This window comes from Nocardia sp. NPDC058705 (assembly GCF_042749305.1).
Taxonomy (GTDB): Bacteria; Actinomycetota; Actinomycetes; order Mycobacteriales; family Mycobacteriaceae; genus Nocardia.
Map to the genome: position 1 here is coordinate 231,350 of NZ_JBHYRN010000002.1, position 18,414 is coordinate 249,763.

18 protein-coding genes are annotated in these 18,414 nt (G+C 67.7%); 6 read left to right on the forward strand and 12 right to left on the reverse strand.

Annotation, left to right across the window (positions count from 1 at the left end; genetic code table 11):
* Positions 1 to 8: 8 nt before the first annotated feature.
* Entirely contained in the window at positions 9 to 1,523 is a 1,515-nt protein-coding gene (gene gatA / locus ACFW6D_RS04205) for an Asp-tRNA(Asn)/Glu-tRNA(Gln) amidotransferase subunit GatA (RefSeq protein WP_379325030.1), read from the reverse strand.
* Between the two features lie 23 nt (positions 1,524 to 1,546).
* Positions 1,547 to 1,843, reverse strand: coding sequence for an Asp-tRNA(Asn)/Glu-tRNA(Gln) amidotransferase subunit GatC (gatC, locus tag ACFW6D_RS04210; RefSeq protein ID WP_301902357.1), 297 nt, complete (start codon positions 1,841 to 1,843; stop codon positions 1,547 to 1,549).
* 300 nt (positions 1,844 to 2,143) lie between these two features.
* Here gatC and ACFW6D_RS04215 point away from each other — a divergent pair, with 300 nt between their 5' ends.
* Complete coding sequence (locus tag ACFW6D_RS04215; protein ID WP_379324588.1) at positions 2,144 to 2,794, forward strand: amino acid-binding protein; 651 nt, start codon at positions 2,144 to 2,146, stop codon at positions 2,792 to 2,794.
* A 99-nt stretch (positions 2,795 to 2,893) separates the two neighbouring features.
* Here ACFW6D_RS04215 and ACFW6D_RS04220 read toward each other — a convergent pair whose 3' ends face one another.
* From ACFW6D_RS04220 to ACFW6D_RS04230, 3 genes are all read right to left on the reverse strand, one after another.
* Positions 2,894 to 3,409: a GNAT family N-acetyltransferase gene (locus tag ACFW6D_RS04220; RefSeq protein ID WP_379324590.1), complete on the reverse strand. Its 516-nt coding sequence runs from the start codon at positions 3,407 to 3,409 to the stop codon at positions 2,894 to 2,896.
* Between the two features lie 93 nt (positions 3,410 to 3,502).
* Positions 3,503 to 3,847 (reverse strand): hypothetical protein, encoded by a 345-nt coding sequence (locus tag ACFW6D_RS04225; RefSeq protein WP_379324592.1) that lies wholly within the window; start codon positions 3,845 to 3,847, stop codon positions 3,503 to 3,505.
* 213 nt (positions 3,848 to 4,060) lie between these two features.
* Positions 4,061 to 5,236 (reverse strand): ATP/GTP-binding protein, encoded by a 1,176-nt coding sequence (locus ACFW6D_RS04230; protein WP_379324594.1) that lies wholly within the window; start codon positions 5,234 to 5,236, stop codon positions 4,061 to 4,063.
* Between the two features lie 260 nt (positions 5,237 to 5,496).
* Here ACFW6D_RS04230 and ACFW6D_RS04235 point away from each other — a divergent pair, with 260 nt between their 5' ends.
* Positions 5,497 to 5,808: a hypothetical protein gene (locus tag ACFW6D_RS04235; RefSeq protein ID WP_379324596.1), complete on the forward strand. Its 312-nt coding sequence runs from the start codon at positions 5,497 to 5,499 to the stop codon at positions 5,806 to 5,808.
* A 15-nt stretch (positions 5,809 to 5,823) separates the two neighbouring features.
* Here ACFW6D_RS04235 and ACFW6D_RS04240 read toward each other — a convergent pair whose 3' ends face one another.
* The 6 genes from ACFW6D_RS04240 to ACFW6D_RS04265 form a co-directional block, all read right to left on the reverse strand.
* A complete protein-coding gene (locus ACFW6D_RS04240; protein WP_379324598.1) occupies positions 5,824 to 7,557 on the reverse strand; it encodes a protein kinase in 1,734 nt (577 codons plus the stop codon).
* Positions 7,558 to 7,645: 88 nt separating this feature from the next.
* Entirely contained in the window at positions 7,646 to 9,736 is a 2,091-nt protein-coding gene (gene ligA / locus ACFW6D_RS04245) for an NAD-dependent DNA ligase LigA (RefSeq protein WP_379325032.1), read from the reverse strand.
* A 248-nt stretch (positions 9,737 to 9,984) separates the two neighbouring features.
* Entirely contained in the window at positions 9,985 to 11,058 is a 1,074-nt protein-coding gene (locus ACFW6D_RS04250; protein ID WP_379324600.1) for a methionine synthase, read from the reverse strand.
* Positions 11,059 to 11,245: 187 nt separating this feature from the next.
* Entirely contained in the window at positions 11,246 to 12,352 is a 1,107-nt protein-coding gene (gene mnmA, locus ACFW6D_RS04255) for a tRNA 2-thiouridine(34) synthase MnmA (RefSeq protein ID WP_379324602.1), read from the reverse strand.
* On the reverse strand, positions 12,352 to 13,572 hold the full coding sequence (locus ACFW6D_RS04260; protein WP_379324604.1) for a cysteine desulfurase family protein: 1,221 nt from the start codon (positions 13,570 to 13,572) through the stop codon (positions 12,352 to 12,354). Before ACFW6D_RS04260 ends, mnmA begins: the two co-directional genes overlap by 1 nt.
* Positions 13,573 to 13,736: 164 nt before the next feature.
* Positions 13,737 to 14,552: a type II CAAX prenyl endopeptidase Rce1 family protein gene (locus tag ACFW6D_RS04265; protein WP_379324606.1), complete on the reverse strand. Its 816-nt coding sequence runs from the start codon at positions 14,550 to 14,552 to the stop codon at positions 13,737 to 13,739.
* Positions 14,553 to 14,681: 129 nt separating this feature from the next.
* Between ACFW6D_RS04265 and ACFW6D_RS04270 the strand changes: the two genes are divergently transcribed.
* On the forward strand, positions 14,682 to 15,260 hold the full coding sequence (locus tag ACFW6D_RS04270) for a dihydrofolate reductase family protein (RefSeq protein ID WP_379324608.1): 579 nt from the start codon (positions 14,682 to 14,684) through the stop codon (positions 15,258 to 15,260).
* Between the two features lie 11 nt (positions 15,261 to 15,271).
* Positions 15,272 to 15,481 (forward strand): hypothetical protein, encoded by a 210-nt coding sequence (locus ACFW6D_RS04275; protein WP_379324610.1) that lies wholly within the window; start codon positions 15,272 to 15,274, stop codon positions 15,479 to 15,481.
* Here ACFW6D_RS04275 and ACFW6D_RS04280 read toward each other — a convergent pair.
* On the reverse strand, positions 15,438 to 16,352 hold the full coding sequence (locus ACFW6D_RS04280; protein ID WP_379324612.1) for a sigma-70 family RNA polymerase sigma factor: 915 nt from the start codon (positions 16,350 to 16,352) through the stop codon (positions 15,438 to 15,440). The genes ACFW6D_RS04275 and ACFW6D_RS04280 overlap by 44 nt on opposite strands.
* Positions 16,353 to 16,535: 183 nt before the next feature.
* On the opposite strand from ACFW6D_RS04280, the gene ACFW6D_RS04285 reads away from it, so the two are divergent.
* Both ACFW6D_RS04285 and ACFW6D_RS04290 read left to right on the forward strand, forming a co-directional pair.
* Complete coding sequence (locus ACFW6D_RS04285) at positions 16,536 to 17,657, forward strand: amidohydrolase family protein (RefSeq protein ID WP_379324614.1); 1,122 nt, start codon at positions 16,536 to 16,538, stop codon at positions 17,655 to 17,657.
* A 154-nt stretch (positions 17,658 to 17,811) separates the two neighbouring features.
* A complete protein-coding gene (locus tag ACFW6D_RS04290; RefSeq protein ID WP_379324616.1) occupies positions 17,812 to 18,297 on the forward strand; it encodes an Lrp/AsnC family transcriptional regulator in 486 nt (161 codons plus the stop codon).
* The last annotated feature ends 117 nt before the right edge of the window (positions 18,298 to 18,414 follow it).

Below are 18,414 nucleotides of genomic sequence, written 5' to 3' on the forward strand. Positions count from 1 at the left end.
CAGCTTTCTCAGACCGTGCTCGGCGTCGGCAGCGCGCCGCGCGCCACCTCGTAGGCCGCGCCGACCCGGTACAGGCGATCGTCGGCCAGGGCGGGCGCCATGATCTGCAGACCCACCGGCAGGTTGTCATCGGCCGACAGACCCGACGGCACCGACATGCCGGGGTGGCCCGCCAGGTTGGTCGGCAGGGTGCACAGGTCCGACAGGTACATAGCCAGGGGGTCGTCGACCTTCTCGCCGAGCTTCCACGGGGTGAACGGGCTGGTCGGCGAGACGAGCACGTCGACCTTCTCGTAGGCGGCGTCGAAGTCTTGCGCGATCATCGTGCGGACCTTCAGAGCCTGGCCGTAGTAGGCGTCGTAGTAGCCCGCCGACAGCGCGTAGGTGCCGATCATGATGCGGCGCTTGACCTCCGGGCCGAAACCGGCTTCGCGGGTCAGCGACATCACCTGATCGGCGCTGTGGCTGCCGTCGTCACCGACGCGCAGGCCGTAGCGCATCGCGTCGAAGCGAGCGAGGTTCGACGACACCTCCGACGGCATCACCAGGTAGTACGAGGACAGCGCGTACTCGAAGCTCGGGCACGACACCTCGATCACCTCGGCGCCCAGTTCCTTCAGCACCGCCACGGCAGCGTCGAAGGAGGCGAGCACACCGGATTGGTAACTGTCGGAGTGCAATTCGCGCACCACGCCGACGCGCACACCGGTCAGGTCGCCGTTGGCACCTTGCAGTGCGGCCGCGACGACCGGCGCCACGGGCACATCGCGGGAGGTGGAGTCGAGCGGGTCGTGTCCGGCGATCACCTCGTGCAGCAGCGCGGTGTCGAGCACGGTGCGACCGCACGGACCACCCTGGTCCAGCGACGACGCGCACGCGATCAGGCCGTAGCGCGAGACGGTGCCGTAGGTGGGCTTCACGCCGACGGTCGCGGTGACCGCGGCGGGCTGACGAATCGAGCCGCCGGTGTCGGTGCCGATGGCAAGGGGCGCCTGGAACGAGGCCAGTGCCGCCGCCGAACCGCCGCCGGACCCGCCCGGGATGCGGGTGGTGTCCCACGGGTTGCGGGTGGGGCCGTAGGCGGAGTTCTCGGTGGAGGAGCCCATCGCGAACTCGTCCATGTTGGTCTTGCCCAGAATCGGGATGCCCGCGGCGCGCAGCCGGGCGGTGACCGTCGCGTCGTAGGGCGACATCCAGCCTTCGAGAATCTTCGAGGCGGCCGTGGTCGGCATGTCGGTGGTGGTGAAAACGTCCTTGAGCGCCAACGGAACTCCCGCCAGCGACGAGGCCGGGGTCTCGCCCGCGGCGAGCGCGGCGTCGACCACGGCGGCCGCGGCGAGAGCTTGGTCACCCGCGACGTGCAGGAAGGCGTTGAGCTCGCCGTCGACCTTGCCGATGCGGTCCAGGTGCGCCTGGGTGACCTCGGTGGAGGACACCTCGCCGCCGTGGATCTTGCTCGCCAGCTCCGCAGCCGACAACTGGGTCAACTCGCGCCCACCCGTCGCCCGACCGCCGCCCCCCATGGAATCGCTTCGCGATGCTGAAGTCATTCGCCCTCTCCCAGGATCTGCGGGACCAGAAAACGCTGTTCTTCCACAGCGGGCGCCTGGTCCAGCGCCTGCTCCGGGGTGAGACCGGGGACGACCACATCGGGCCTGGTCACATTGGTCGTCGGGTTCGGCGACGCGGTGGCGGGGACATCGGCGGCGACCTCGGTGATGGTCTGCACGTGGCTGAGGATCGAGTCCAGCTGACCGGCGAACTGGTCGAGTTCGGCGTCGGTCAACGCCAGCCGGGACAGCCGGGCGAGGTGAGCGACCTCGTCGCGGGAGATTGCGGGCACCGCGGGACCCCTTTCGGCTTCGGTGGGCAGTAGTCGGTACAGCCTAATTCAGCACGGTTGCGCAGCAATCCTCAGCCTGCGCATGGCCGGAGCGAAGGCGGAGGTACGCCTAATTGGCGGGCCTTATCGGTTTCGACGCGCCCGCCCCACACGTCGGACGCACCCATACGGAACGAAAGTTCGCGCATGTCGGGCGGATGGGGTCATACTTCGGGTCGATAACCCGCGTTCAGGGGTGTAAGTATTGCTTCACCGGGTATTCGTCTCGAACAGCCCCGGCCGGCAAGGAAAGGACCGCACGTGTCATACCTGCTCCGCGTGCAACTTCCGGATCGACCGGGAAGCCTCGGCTCCCTCGCACTCGCCCTCGGCGGGGTCGGCGCGGACATACTCTCGCTCGATGTCGTGGAACGCGGCGCCGGCTTCGCCATCGACGATCTCGTCGTCGAAGTGCCCACCGGCGCACTGCCCGACACCCTGATCACCGCCGCGGAATCGGTGCGCGATGTGGCCGTCGACTCCATCCGCCCGTACTCCGGGGTGCTCGACACCCACCGCGAACTCGAGCTGATCGACCAGGTCGCCAGCGCCCGCGACGACCGTCTCCAGGTGCTCGTCGACGGTTGCCCGCGCGTGCTGCGCGTCGGCTGGTCCACCATCATCGGCATGGGTCCGGCCGGTGCCTACCGCATCGTCGGCAGCCCGAGTGCGCCTGAGACACAAGCGGGTTCGGCCCCGTGGATGCCCATCGAGAAGCCGATGTGGCTCGACGGCGAGGCCGACTGGGTGCCGGAGATCTGGCGTGACATGGACACCAAACTCGCCGCCGCGCCGCTGGGCAACACCGGCCGGGCGCTGCTGCTCGGCCGCCCCGGCGGACCCGACTTCCGTCCCTCGGAAGTGGCGCGACTGGGCTACCTCGCCGGCATCGTCGCGACCGTCCTGAACTGATCGTCGCCGCCGAAACCTGTTGCGTATCGGCGGGGTTCGCGCGCCGGCTCGCGACGGCCGGGCTGATCGACTGAGACGGCGTCCGTTCGAAGGCCGCGATCAGCTCAGCGCGAGGCGCATGACCATCAGTTGCAACCCGTCGTGGGTGGCCCAATCCCGTTCCGGGACACCGACGAAGCCGAGCCGTTCGTAGATTCGGTGGGCGTCGACCATCGAGAACATCGTGGTGAGGGCGACCGCTTCGTAGCCGCCTGATCTCGCCTGGTCGACGACGGCGCGCACCAGTGCCGTGCCAACCCCGAGACCACGCGCCTGCTTGGAGACCGCGAGCATCCGAAACTCGAGTTCGCCCGACCGGGCGATCTCCGCATACGGCGTGCCGGGCTCGGCGACGGTCAGCGAGCCGACGACCTGCCCCTCATGAACAGCGACCATAACCTCGGCCTCGGCCGCCCGGTGCGCGACGGCGGCGAGCTCCTGCATGTATTCGTCCCCGTCGGCGACATACCCGTCCCCCACGTACACATCGACAGTCAGCGCGGCGATCGCGTCGTACTCATCGGGGTGAGCGGGACGGATCTGCAGTCCGGTGGCCTGGTCTTCGTTGCCGTGCATCCTGGCATGATCGCACCCGCGAGAATGTGAGCTATACCGCACCCAGCGTTCCTCACCGTGCCGCCGGATCGGCGGAGAGGTGCAGCTCAGCGGTCAGGAGCCCAAGTAGGGGCGCTGGCCGGGGTGGTCGGGGTACCAGTCGTCCGGGTTGCGGGGCGAGTAGGCGACGGAGAGATGGTCGCCGATGGCGGGCCAGTGGGCCGCGTCCCAGGCGAAGCGGCGGTAGACCACCTTGTCGGCGACCGTGGCACCGGTGAGGGTGCCGGTGATCGTCACGTAGTGCTCGCCGGTCATCTCGGGCAGCGGGCTCACCCCGGTCACGACGAGCGTCCCCTGCTCGAGGTTCGCCCCACGCCCGCGGTTGCGTCCGGCGACAACGGCCCCGATCATCACCACCAGCATCGTCACCAGCGCAACCGCCATCACCACTTCGAGCATGCGCCCATGCTAGCCCGGCATTTTCGCCCACTTCGCCGCCGTTCAGTCAGAAAACTGATTCCAGGAGGGCCGAGTGGTCGATTACGCCAGTGTCCGGCACCGATCTGCACCGGCCCGAGCGCTCGGGCCAAGCGGCGAACCAGCTGGAGCGTCCCGCGATTCGAGCCGACACGACGCCGAGACAACTCAGCCGCGTCTGTCGCGGCGACGCGCTTACAGCGGTGTGAGCTCGCTGACCCCCTGCTCACGACGCAGCTGCCACACGGCCGTGCGGGTGCGCTGGGAGCGGCCGTTGCCGCGGTCGATCAGGGTGCGGTTGGCGGTGGTGTAGATCAGTTGTGCGCCACGGGCATTGGTTTCGGGGTTCTGGAACAGCTGGACGAGGCGGTCGGTCTCCTCGACCGGCAGGCCGACGCCGAGGTCGTCGACCGCGAGCACCTGACCGGTGTCGAGGGCTTCCAACATGGCGGGCAGCACGCGCAGCAGCGAGCGGGTGGCGGTGGATTCGTCGGCCAGTTCGAACGGGACGCCGATGCCCTCGTGTACCAGGCTCAGCCCGGCCCCGCGACGGTCCACCATGCGCCGGTACAGCGCGTCACGCGCCGCGCGCAGGGTGCTCAGTTCACGGTCGACCAGGATTTGCTCCGGGTGGTCGAGATGTCCTGCCAGCGCGGCGATTTCGGTGTCGAGGTCGCGCAGATAGTCCGCGTACATCGGGTCGTGTTCGGCCACGAGCAGGTCTTCGATCCCGAGATCGGCGGTGCGCAGCAGCATCAGCAGGCGCGCGGCATTGTCGGGCGAACGGGAGATGTGGCTGCCGAGGTCGTGGGCGAGCGCGTCGATCTCGACCTCGCCTTGCTGCACAGTCAGATTCGCCGCGAACCACCGGTACGCGGGCACCAGCGCCTCGGCATACATCTGTCCCGCCAGACTCAACAGCAGCGCATTCGGCCGCACCAGAGGCACCAGTGCCGCCACGCCGTACCGAGCCGCCTCGAACATCGGCCCGATCTTCACCTCGTCACCGTTGCGCTCGAACACGATCCGCTTGCGCGAGCGCGGATGCGTGTACAACCACTCCGCCACCACGTCGGCATTGTCGAGCCGGAACCCATAGGTATAGGGCACACCCTCGGCGACGAATCCCGCCACGAATTCCGTTGGGCGATCAGCGAACCCGAGATGCGGTCGCCGCACCGGGCCCGCATAGGGATCCCACCCGCTCACCGAATTCAGCACGGCATCACGCATCTGCCCGAGCGCATCGATCAGGCTCGTCTTCCCGGACGCCGCCACCCCGTGCACGGCGGTGACCGGCACCGCCAACGGACCGGCCCCCTTGGTCAGGCGCAACTGCTGAGCCTCGGCCAGCGATCCATGATTGGTCACCTGAAAACTACGCAGCAAAGGTCCACCTCTCCGAGATTCTTCGCAAGACTAGGGGACGTCACGTCCCACCGACGCGCCGCTCCCGAATTGCGGGGTCGGCGCAGGCGGTGAACGACTGTTACTAAACCGGGCGTGTTCGGCGGGAACACATTAAGGTGCTGAGCACTGCGGCTGGTCGGTCGTAGGTGTGACGGTCGGCGACGAGGATGGGTGCCCTGATGGCGGTTCGGATGATGGTTCGCGGAGTTGTCGTTGCTGCCGTGACTGCGGGAGCGCTTGTTCCTGCCGCACTGGTCGGCGCGCCGAGCGCGATGGCTGATCCGTGCCCGAACGGGACCGCGCGGGTGTTCCTCGGGAACTCGACCAACTCGTGTCAGGGTGCGGGGTCGGTGTCCTACACCGATGGTCCCGTCTCCAAAGTGTGCTCGATGGCCGGCACCGATGTGACGGTGGAGATTCGGACCAACATCAAGAAGCGGCCGCTGCGCACCCAGGAGCTCACCAACGGGCAGTGCGCGTCGTTCGACATCAAGACCCAGATCGGCAACACCGTCACCGTCACCGCCAACTGACCGTCGCGCGGCCGGTCACCGGCCCGGGTGCCGCCACAGCGCCATCAATCCTGTTGTCACGGCGGTGATCGCCACGATGCTGTAGACCACGGCGCCGGGCACGTCGGGGACGTACGGATCGATGGTGGTGTCCCGCAGGATCTTGTACTTCAGGTCCCACGAGTACAGTTGCAGCGACTGCAAGATCGTGATCCCGACCAGACCGGCGCTGCCGAGGGCAACCGCCCACCGGCCGAATCCCTTCCTGGCCAGCAGTCCGGCCGCGCCGATCGACAGCAGGACCGCGACGGCGGCCACCCCCAGGGTCAACACAGCGAGATGTTCGACCGGCAGCGGGCCGTACCCACCGGTCATCTGATACGAAGGCCCACCTTCGTCCCTCGCGCGGATCTGCGCCCACAGTCGGTACGCCCCGAAAGCCGCGTACAGGCCACCGGCGAGCGCGACGCAACTCAGTGCGATGACCACCCGACTTGACCGCGTCGAGCGGCGGACCGGGTTTCGCTGGGCAAGTTCGGATCCGGCCTGACGCGGCGCGCGCGAATCCCGGGACACCGACGCGGAGCGTGCCACCGACCGATCCGGCCGCTCCCGTTTGTCGGACCGCACCCGTTCGTCCGGCCGCACCCGTTCATCCGACCGCACCCGTTCGTCCGGCCGGTCCCGAGGCGGGGTGCGTGGCGCGGACGGTTGCCTCGCGGACTGGTCCCCCGGCGCGACCCTGCCCTGCGGCAGTTGGAACGACGCCGGGTGGGCAGGCCGCGGGCCGCGCACCGCGGGCGGTGCGGGCCGCGCCATCGCCGCGGACTGTTCCCGTGGCCCGGGCGATTCGCGCGGCACCGACCGGGTGGACGCCGTCACCTGCTCGCGGGGCGCGACCCGCGTGGTTGCCCGCCGCGCGTCCATCGATGCCCCGTCGACTGCCGCTACGGCCGCGGCCGAGAATTCTGTGCAATTGGCGAAACGGTCCTCGCGGCGTTTGGCCGTGGCGCGAGCGATCACCTCGTCGAGTTGTGCCGGGACATCGTTTCGGAGCCGACTCAGCGCGGGCAACGGCTGTCCCAAGTGGGCGGCGACGACCTCACCGGGGCTGCGCCCGGCGAAAGGGGAACGTCCGGTGAGCAACGCGAAAAGTGTGCAGGCCAGGGAGTATTGGTCGGCGCGGTGATCGACCGGAGTACCGCCGAGCTGTTCGGGGGACGCGAAAGCCACAGTGGCGGTGACCATTCCGGTGGCGGTGAGTTCGGTGGTGGCATCGAGCAGGCGGGCGATGCCGAAATCGGTGAGCACCGCCCGCTCGTCACGACCGGTGTCAGGCGCGGACAACAGGATGTTGGCCGGTTTCACGTCACGATGCAGCACCGCGCGACTGTGTGCGTAGTCGAGTGCGGACGCGGTCTCGGCGACGATCCGCAACGCCCGCCGCACCCCGACATCTCGTGGATCGAGCGCCGAGGCATCGGTGCCCTGCACGTATTGCATGGCGAGCCACAGTTGCCCCTCGTGCATCCCGCGATCGTGGATACCGACGATGCTCGGATGGTCGAGGCGCGCGATCGCCTGTGCTTCCTGCTCGAACCGCCGTCGCAGGTCCGCATCGGACGACACCTCGGGCGCGAGCAGTTTGAGCGCGATCCGACGCTCGAGCCGGGGATGTCGGGCCAGGTAGACACTGCCCATGCCGCCCTTGCCGAGCGTTCCCTCGATCGTGTATTCGGCGAAGGTCTGGCCCTCTACGAGCTGAACCACTCCGCCCCCATGCCTCTCCTCGAACAGGTTTACGGCCAGTGTAGTCAGACGGCCCGATTACGCTGTCCGCGTTCCTGATTCACCAGCGCTACTGTCCCTCGACCGATCCCGATTCCGGGCGCACGGCCAGCGGCCCCTTGTCGAGCAGCAGCCGGAAGCCGTCTTCGTCCAGGATCGGCACGCCGAGTTCTTCCGCCTTGGCGGCTTTGGCGCCGGGAGCTTCGCCGATCACCACGAACGCGGTCTTCTTCGACACCGAGCCCGCCGCCTTGCCGCCGCGCACGAGGATCGCTTCCTTGGCGCCGTCGCGGGTGAAGGTTTGCAGGGAACCGGTAACGACGATCGACAGACCTTCGAGATTGCGTTCGATGGACTCGTCGCGCTCGTCCTCCATCCGTACCCCGGCCGCGCGCCACTTGTCGACGATCGCGCGATGCCAGTCGACGGTGAACCACTCCACGACCGCGGCGGCGATGGTGGGGCCGACACCGTCGGAAGCCGAAAGTTCTTCTCCGGTAGCCGCTTCGATGCGTTCGAGGCTCGCGAATTCGGCGGCCAGCGCACGGGCCGCGGTCGGCCCGACATGGCGGATGGACAGACCGACGAGCACCCGCCACAGCGGAGTGTCCTTGGCGGCGTTCAGGTTTTCGAGCAGGCGGGCGCCGTTGGCGGAGAGGGCGCCGTCCTGTTTGGTGAACAGTGGGACGCCGAGTAAGTCCTGCTCGTCGAGGGCGAACAAGTCGCCTTCGTCGGTGATCGCACCCGAGGTGAGCAGGGCGTTGGCCGCTTCGTAGCCGAGAGCTTCGATGTCGAAGGCACCGCGACCGGCAAGGTGGAAGACGCGTTCGCGCAGCTGGGCGGGACAGTGCTGCTGGTTGGGGCAGCGGATGTCGGCATCGCCCTCTTTCGCCGGGGCGAGTTCGGTGGCGCATTCGGGACAGTGCGTCGGCATGACGAATTCGCGTTCGGCGCCGGTACGCGCGTCGACGACGGGACCGAGCACCTCGGGGATCACATCACCGGCTTTGCGGATGGTGACGGTGTCGCCGATCAGTACACCTTTGCGCTTCACCTCGGACGCGTTGTGCAGCGTGGCCATCGAGACCGTGGAGCCCGCGATCGAGACCGGTGCCATCACCGCGAACGGGGTCACCCGACCGGTCCGGCCGACATTCACCTCGATGTTCAGCAAGGTGGTCGTCGCTTCTTCGGGCGGGTACTTGTAGGCGATCGCCCAGCGCGGGGCGCGCGAGGTGGAACCGAGACGGCGCTGCAAAGCCATCTCATCGACCTTGATCACCTGGCCGTCGATCTCGTGCTCGATGTCGTGCCGGTGCTCACCCCAGTAGGCGACCCGCTCGACAACCGCATCGATGCCCTTGACCAGGCGGGTGTGCTCCGAAACCGGCAGGCCCCATGCGGCAAGTGCGCGATATGCCTCGTGTTGGGAAGCCGGCCGGTACCCCTCGATGCGACCGAAACCGTGGCAGATCATCCGCAGCCGCCGCTGCGCGGTGATCGCGGGATTCTTCTGACGCAGCGAACCGGCCGCGGTATTGCGCGGATTCGCGTACGGCGGTTTGCCCTCGGCGACGATCTGGGCGTTGAGCGTCGCGAAATCCTCGAGCCGGAAATACACCTCGCCGCGCACCTCGAGGAGTTCCGGAATCGGGAACTCCGCGGTGGGGGTGAGTTCGGTGGGGATGTCTTCGATGGTGCGGGCGTTGAGGGTGACGTCCTCGCCCGTTCGCCCGTCCCCACGGGTGGCCCCTCGCACCAGCTTGCCGTTCTCGTACACCAGGTTCAGCGCGACACCGTCGATCTTGACCTCGCACAGATAGTGCAGGTCGGACCCGGTTTCGGCTTCCACCCGGCTCGCCCAGGTGCGTAGCTCGTCGTAGTCGAACACGTTATCCAGCGAGAGCATTCGCTCGAGATGGTCGACCGCGGTGAACTCGGTCGCGAACCCACCGCCGACCAGCTGGGTGGGCGAATCGGGCGTCCGCAGATCCGGCTGCGCGTCCTCGAGGGCTTGGAGTTCGCGCAACAACGTGTCGAACTCGCCGTCGGTGATGATCGGCGCGTCCCGCACGTAGTAGCGGAACTGGTGCTCGCGCACCTCGTCGGCAAGCTCCTGCCACCGCACCCGCTGCTCGGGTGTGGCCGAGTCGGCACTCACGGATACCGCGCTGTCGCTCTCACTCACCCCGCCGAGATTAGTCGAGCCCACCGACACATTCCGCGACCATCACCGCACGTTGTCAGGGCTTTGTGGCCGACGACGCGATGTCTGCGAGCACTCCGCACGTTCGATCAGTCCTGAATCGCGCAGGCTCCGGCGAGAGTGACCGGTCAGCTCGGTCAGCGCGACGAAAGCACGGTCGGCGTCGGTGCCGAGACCCGCGAGAGTGACCGGTCAGTGCGATGCTACTCCGGCGACCATTCGGGGTCTTCGGTGAAGGCGCGGGCGACGTCGGCGCTCAGGGCGAGAGCTTTGCGGGCCCACGGAAGCGGTGCTGCGGCAAGACCGCAGGCCGGTGTGACCAGGATTTGGGTGGACAGGGTGGTTCGGGGGAAGCCGAGGCGGTCGATGAGACGGGCGGCTGGCTCGGCGACGTCACGCCAGGTGATGGGAGCGGCGGGCGGTTCGGCGGGGGTGAGGCCGAGGGCGATCTTCTTGCCCGAGTCGATGATCTCGCCGAGGGCGTCGAGGTCGGCGGTGGTGATCGTCGAGGCATCGAAGGAGATCGCGGCCGCCGCCGTGCGACCCAGTGTGGTGAGCCGGGGGCGGGATGCGCAGGTGTGCAACAAGACCGGTGCCGACTGGGCGTTGATGACGGTGTCGAGGATGTGCAAGGCGTCCGGTTCCGGGAGGGCGCGGATGGTGTTCAGGATGCTCGGGCCCTGCAAGGCGCCTTCGAGGACTGTGTCGATCTGGGGTTCGTCGAGTTGGATGACCACCTCGGCACCCAATCGTTTGCGGATCTCGGCGGCGTGCCGGACCAGCCCTTCGGCGAGGGATTCCGAAAGATCGCGCACCGCACCGTGATCGGTGAGGATCCGGTGGCCGCCGGGGAGTTCGACTTCAGCGGCGAGGGTGAGCGGGCCCGCCGACTGAATCTTGATCACCCGGCCGGAACCAGCCAAACCCGCTGTCTCCCAGGCCTCTTCGAGAGCATCGAGGTCGGCGTGCATCAGATCGCGTGCGCGCCGCGAGACGTTGGTCCGGCGGTCGGCGAGCCGGTAGCCGCGGGTGGTGGAATCGAAACGGAGGTCGACCAGCAGGGCGGAGACGCGGCCGATCATGTCGGCGCCGATGCCCCGTTCTGGCAGTTCGACCAGGTGCGGAAGGGCGGGGAGTTCGCCGATGATCGTGGCGGCGGCCTCGAGCGGGTCGGTGCCGGGCCACGAGCCGACGCCGGTGGCGATGCCGCCGACGAGGAGCTCGACCGGCTCCGGTGCCGCGGGCTCCTGGAAATGCTCGCTTCGCCAGAGTGTCACGCGCTCAACACCTTTCGATTCATCGAACGTCTGCCCGCACCCGGTCGGTGTGGACGCAACGCGCCACGGACCGCACACGCCGATCGTGCGACGCACGGACCCGCCGTGCACCATTTTGCCTGCACCGCCCCGGCCGACCCACACCGCAGGCCATGCGCCGCGATTCCGGTGTCAGCCCGGCGACCGATCAGGCCGAAACGTCGGCGACGACTTCGGCGCGGTCGGTGCCGTTGATGGTGCCGCTGCCGATCACCGTGTCGCCACCGTCGGCATCGGGCAGGTACAGCACGATGGCCTGCCCCTTCGCGACACCGGTGAGCGGCTCACCCAGACGGGCCACGAACCCGTCACCCTGCGGCTCGACCACGGCGGGCGCGGTGCCGCCGTGCGCACGAACCTGCACCACGCACTCGACGGGCCCGGTCGGCCGGACGCCGGAAGTCCAGATCGCCCGGTCGGCGGAAATCGTGTCGACCTGCAGATCCTCGACCGAACCGACCTTGACCGTCCCCGAATCGGGGTCGATCCCGGTCACGTAACGCGGCTTGCCGTCGGCAGCGGTGTGGCTCAGGCCGAGCCCCTTGCGCTGGCCGACGGTGAATCCGTGCACGCCCTCGTGCTTGCCCAGGACAGTGCCGTCGGAGTCGACCAGTGCACCCGGCCGGATACCGATCTTGGCGCCGAGGAACGCGCGCGTGTCACCGGACGGGATGAAGCAGATGTCGTGGCTGTCGGGCTTGTTCGCCACCGCCAACCCACGCTCGGCCGCCTCTTCACGGATTCGCGGCTTCGGGGTGTCGCCGACCGGGAACATCGCCCGCGCGAGCTGCTCGGCGGTGAGCACCGCCAGCACATAGGACTGGTCCTTGTCGGCGTCGACGGCGCGACGCAGCACACCCTCGTCGAGACGGGCGTAGTGCCCGGTGACGACAGCGTCGAAGCCGAGGGCGGCAGCGCGGTCGGCCAGCGCGGAGAACTTGATCTTCTCATTGCAGCGCAAGCACGGGTTCGGGGTCTCCCCCGCGGCGTACGCGGCGACGAAATCGTCGATCACGTCTTCCTTGAACCGATCGGCGAAATCCCAGACGTAGAACGGGATTCCGAGCACATCGGCGGCACGACGCGCATCGCCCGCGTCCTCCTTGGAGCAGCAACCACGCGACCCGGTCCGCAACGTGCCAGGGTTGGCCGACAGTGCCAGATGCACCCCGACCACCTCGTGACCGGCGTCCACGGCCCGCGCCGCGGCCACCGCGGAATCGACACCACCACTCATCGCGGCGAGAACTCTCATCAGGCACCTCCTCTAGCGCCGGCCAGGCCTGCGGCCCTGGCCCGATCGATGACCTGCGGGAGCACGGTCAACAGTGTTTCGACATCGGCCTCGGTCGACGTATGACCGAGGGTGAAGCGCAGCGAACTGCGCGCCTGCCACGGTTGCACACCCATCGCGATCAGCACATGGCTGGGCGAGGCGACGCCCGCGTTGCAGGCCGAGCCGGTGGAGCATTCGACACCGGCGGCGTCGAGCAGCATGAGCAACGAGTCGCCCTCGCAGCCGGGGAACGTGAAGTGGGCGTTGCCGGGTAGTCGCTGCGCCGGACCGTTGAGCATCGCGTCGGGCACCGCCGCTTCGACCCCGGTGATCAGTTTGTCGCGTAGCACCCGCAACTGCTCAGCGCGCGCGGGCAGATCGCCGACGGCATCACGCAGTGCAGCAGCCAGCCCGATCGCCGCGGCCACATCCGAGGTACCCGAGCGCAGATCGCGCTCGTGTCCACCACCGTGTACCAGCGGCACGCACGGCACGTTGCGCCCCAGCAGCAGCACCCCGATCCCGTGCGGACCGCCCACCTTGTGTCCGGCGACGCTGAGCGCGGCCAGTCCACTAGCGGCGAAATCGATCGGAATCTGCGTCACGGCCTGAATGGCGTCGCTATGCATCGGGATGTCGAATTCCTGTGCGACAGCGGCCAATTCGACGATCGGTTCGATGGTACCGACCTCGTTGTTGGCCCACATCACACTGACCAGCGCCACCTCGTCGGCATGCGCGGCCAACTCCGCACGCAGCACCTGCGGCGAGACAACACCCTCGGCATCGACAGGCAACCAGCTCACCTGCGCGCCTTCGTGCTTCTCCAGCCACTCGACCGCGTCGAGCACCGCGTGATGTTCGACCGCGCTGGTCACGATCCTGGTGCGCCGCGGATCAGCCGCCCGCCGACCCCAGAAAATCCCCTTGACCGCCAGATTGTCGCTCTCGGTCCCCCCGGAAGTGAAGATCACCTCCGACGGCCGCGCACCCAGATCAGCCGCGATCGACTCGCGCGCCTCCTCCAGGGAACGCCGCGCCGCCCGACCCGACCCGTGCAGCGACGACGCGTTCCCAACCGCCCCGAGGGCAGCCGTCATCGCCTCGACAGCGGCAGGCAACATCGGAGTGGTCGCCGCATGATCGAGGTAGACCGTCCTGGGCGCACCGTTGACCGGACCCGAATTAGCCGACTTCATGACCGTCAAAGCCTATCCCACCGCTGACCTGGTCATCTTCGGGGTCCACCCCTACCTTCTACGATTTTTCGACGAGTTGCCCAGGACTTCCAACCCGCCGACCCCCGTTGATATTCCGACAAACCTTCAGCGATACACCTGGCGAAGGCTGTCGGAGGTCGAGATCAGGCGGACGAATTCTCGTTCCAGCTCGGGGTCTTCGCACGCCACCACAGCACCAGCACCACTACACCGGTTACCGCGAGGAAAACCGTGGTGAGCAGGCGGGGTGCCAGGGGGAAGACGGAGATGGACAGGTCGGCGATGATGTGGGCGATGATGATCGGCCAGATCAGTTTCACCCTGGTGTAGGTGTAGTAGAGCAGTGCCATCCAGATCAGGCATTCCACGATTACCGCGGGGCCTTGGTAGAGGTGGAACGGTGTCCTGAGTGCGGTCAGGACGAGAATTTGGGCCCACCACGGCATGCGTAGGCGGTGCATGATCGCCAGGGGTAACGCCAGCAGCAGCGTCTCCTCCACCACGCCCATCCGCAGGCACCACTCCACCACCTGGCCGACGCCGACCGATTCCTCGCCTGCCGAGGTACCGGTCCCTCCGGGCAGCCATCCGGTGAGCGTTTTCGCGATCCACTGCGCCGCGAACGCGGCCGCGATCGCACCGACCCAGCCCCACCGCACCGGCCGCGGCTGATGCAATCCCAGTTCAGACGGGCTGAGCCGTAGCCACCGCCACGCCAGGAACAGCGTCACTGCAGCTATCGGCCACATCAGCCATTGCGACCACTGATACAGCGTCGAAACCGTATCGCCGAGGTCCGGTATCCGACGAGTCACCAACGCGATCACAGCCACCACGATCGATGACCCGAACGCGCACAGATACGCGATCAGCTGCAGGCTCCACGCCCGCACCGCCCAGCCCTGTGAGCTACGCGGTCCCAGCGAAGTACCTGCGGCGACGGGTGGTGTCGGGGGCATGGTCGGCTCCGATCTCGTGTTCCTGCGAACTCGGAGAATAGCTGAACATTCGCTCAGCGCCGCGCGATGAGTTTCCCCGTGCGACCTCGTCTGCACAGATGTACCCGGCACACGACAGAGGAGCACCCGATGGCAACCACCTACACCTTCGATGTCTTTTCCAGCCTCGACGGCTACGGCAGCGTCAGCGGTGGTGACTGGGGTGGGTACTGGGGTAAGCAAGGCCCCGAACTGCTCGACCACCGCCTGAAAATGCTCGAGCCGAAGCAGCGAATGGTCCTCGGGCCCAAAACCTATCGGGCGTTCGCGGACATGCTCGCCTCCGACGACGTGCCGGAGGTGCGCGACCCCTGGGTCACGCGGATGCACAACCTCCCGGCCACGGTGGTGTCGAACACCCTCGAGGGCCCGCTCGATTGGCCGGACGGCACCATCGCCCGCGGCGACGCCGTCGACGTCGTCGCCCGGCTCAAGGAGGAGTCCGACGTGCCGCTGCGCTCACACGGCAGCCTGTCGATGAACCGGGCCCTGATGGCCGCCGGGCTCGTCGATCGGGTGCAGGTGACGCTGTTTCCGGTGATCACCGGCCTGAACGGTGCCGACCCGATTTTCCGTGACGCCGCCGACTTCGACCTCGAACTGCTCGAGAGCCGCACCCTCGACGGCAACATTCTCGAGCTCGTCTACCGGCCGACCTTGCACGGCTGAATCCTCAAGCGGTGCCGAGGACTTCGCGCAATCTGACCGCGAAAGCCGCGGGCTGCCCGGCAGCCGAATTCGCCGTCGAGGAATTCGCCCTGGTAGCTGGGAAAGACCGTCGCCGATCTGCCGAGCAGGGCCGCGGTGCGGGACCGGTCGAGGTGTTCGGCAGCAGCGGCTGCGCGATCACCGCGCACCCCGCCGGTCCTGGCGTGCGTTCACCCGGGTGAGTTTGGCGGGGTTGGTCACCGAGTAGACCCCGATCACGGTGTCGTCGGCGGCGACGTCGAGGACCACGACCGCCAAGGGCGCGTCACCGTCGAAGACCACCGCGCACGGATCGCCGCTGACCGTGCGCCAGCCCACCCGGTAACCGTCGAGACCGGCTGCCGCGACGGACATGAACACCTCGGCAACAGCGGTTCTCCCATGGACCGGATGCAAGGAGGTGGCGGCACCGGCGCCGCCGCCATCGGTCCAGAGGGTGACTTCCGGCGCCAGGACCGCGAGGAGCTTTTCGAGGTCTCCGCCCATCGCGGCGTCGACGAAACGCTCGGTGACCTCCCGGCGGATCCGCGGGTCCACCTGGGTGTGTGGCCTGCGTGCCCGAACGTGGGCGCGGGCGCGATGGGCGATCTGGCGAACGGCGGCGGGTGAGCGGTCGACCATGTCGGCGATCTCGGTGTGCGGGTAGGCGAAGACCTCGTTGAGCACGAACACCGCCCGCTCCAGCGGCGTCAGCGATTCCAGGACCACCAGCATCGCCATCGAGGACGATTCGGTCCGCACCACGCTCGCCGCACCGTCGTCGGCGACGCTGTCGAGTAGCGGCTCCGGAAGCCATTGCCCCACATAATCTTCCCGGCGCCGGGCCAACACGGACCGCCGGGCGAGCGCTTGGTTCACCGCGATCCGGGTGAGGTAGGCGCGGACGTTGTCGATCGGCTCGGCGCCACGAGCGCGGGCCTGCCATGCCAACCACACCTCTTGCAAGACGTCTTCGGTGTCGGCGACGCTGCCGAGCATGTTGTAGACCACCGAGAACAGCAGCTCGCGGTAGCTGACGAACGTCTCGGTCGCGTTGTCGATGTCGTCGGTCATGGCAGTCCTCCGGTCCGGCAGGGTGATGGTCCTTCTACGAAGAGGGCTGCGGCGACACCAAGTGTGACAAAGGGACCGGATCGGGTGATCCATCCCACAAAGTCACCACCGCGACGTCACATTTCGCCGCCACTGCTCGCTCCTTGTCGACGAAATCCTTTCCCGTCCCGATCAGGAGCTCTCATGCGCACCAGAATCAGCAATGTCCGCGTCTTCGACGGCGAGCGACGCACCGACCGCACCACAGTGCTCATCGATGACGACAGGATCATCGCCACCGACAATGCTCCCGCCGACGTGGAGATCGACGGGACCGATCGCACCCTGCTGCCGGGACTGATCGACGCACACACCCACATCTTCGACGGTGACCTGGCCGACGCACTCACCTACGGCGTCACGACCGAGCTCGACATGTTCTGTCTCCCAGCGGTATTGAGCGCCCAGCGGACGGCGGCGAAGCTGCGTGACGATGTCGCCGATTTCCGCAGCGCGGGCACCCTGGCCAACGCGCCGGGCGGGCATCCGAGTCAACTGCTGGCCTCACCGGAAATCGCCGCGCTCGGTCTCGCGCCGTTCGACACCATCTCCGGCCCCGAGCAAGCGGCCGAATTCGTACAGGCCAGGCTGGCCGAGGGCGCCGACTACCTCAAGATCGTCATCGACGACGGCAGCGTGCACAGCACGAGCCTGCCGGTGCTGTCGGCACAGACCGCGCGGGCGCTGACCACCCACGCCCATGACGCGGGATTGCAGGTCATCGCGCACGCGATCACCGAAGCCGAGGTGACGATCGCACTCGATGCCGGTGTCGACGGGCTGGCCCACGTGTGGACCGACTTCACCGCCCACACCGGCGATCTGGTCGATCGGATCGCCGCGCAGGACGTGTTCGTGGTGAGCACGCTTGTGTATTTCGAGGCCGTCACCGGACAGCGTGAGATCACCGCGGACTGCGCGGTGCCCGGGTCGTTCGCCGACGCGATGCGGGTGACGCGGGCACTGCATCGAGCCGGGGTGCCGCTGCTCGCAGGCACCGACGCGAACCCGTACATCCCCACGCACGGCGCGAGTATGCATCGGGAACTGTTGCTGCTCAACGAGGTCGGTTTGAGCCCGCTGGAAGTGCTCACGGCCGCGACGAGCAGGACCGCCGATCGCTTCGGGCTCACCGATCGTGGACGTATCGCACCGGGCCTGCGGGCGGATCTGCTGCTCGTCGACGGGGACCCGACCATCGATATCACCGCCACTTCCTCGATCGCCGACGTGTGGCGGCGCGGCGTGTGCCAGGTTCGCCGGTGACCGCGGCCGTGGTCGCCCGGTGGCCGCTGCCGCTGTTCCGGGCGATCGCGACCACGGTCGTGGCACAGCACATCTCGACATCCTGCCGGGTCTGCGCACCGAGGCCGACTTCACGGTGACGTAAACGGTCTGGCTGGCGTGTCAAGATCCATCCATGACCATCAAGTTCGATGCGCTCGATGCCGCGCTGCTCGCCGAACTGGCCCGGGATCCGCGGGCGCCGATTCTCGAGCTGGCGCAGCGGCTCGGGGTGGCTCGCAATACTGTGCAGGCGCGGATGAAGCGGCTCGAAGCGTCGGGGGCGGTGCGGGGGTATCCGCCCGATATCGATGTGCAGGCGATCGGGTTCGCGGTGCACGCGTTTCTCGGGATCGAATTGGATCAGAACAAGATGGATCCGATCATCGAGACGCTGCGCGGGTTCCCGCATGTGCTCGAGGTGCACGCCACCACCGGGCGCGCCGATCTGCTGGTGCGCATCGCCGCGCAGTCGCAGCAGGATCTTTTAGAAATCATCCAGCGGGTGCACGCCATCGAGGGCGTGAAACACACCGAGACGATGCTCGCGCTGGCCACTCCGATCGGCTATCGGAGCCTGCCGCTGGTCGAGCATCTGACGAGCACCCGCGATGTGACGTAGGTCTCCGCGCCTCGAGCAGATTGACTCGTTCGAACCAGTGGCGTAGATCACTTTTGAGCAGTCTGATCAACTTTTCGGCTGACTGTTGACACAGATCACCCTTCCCCGGCACATTGC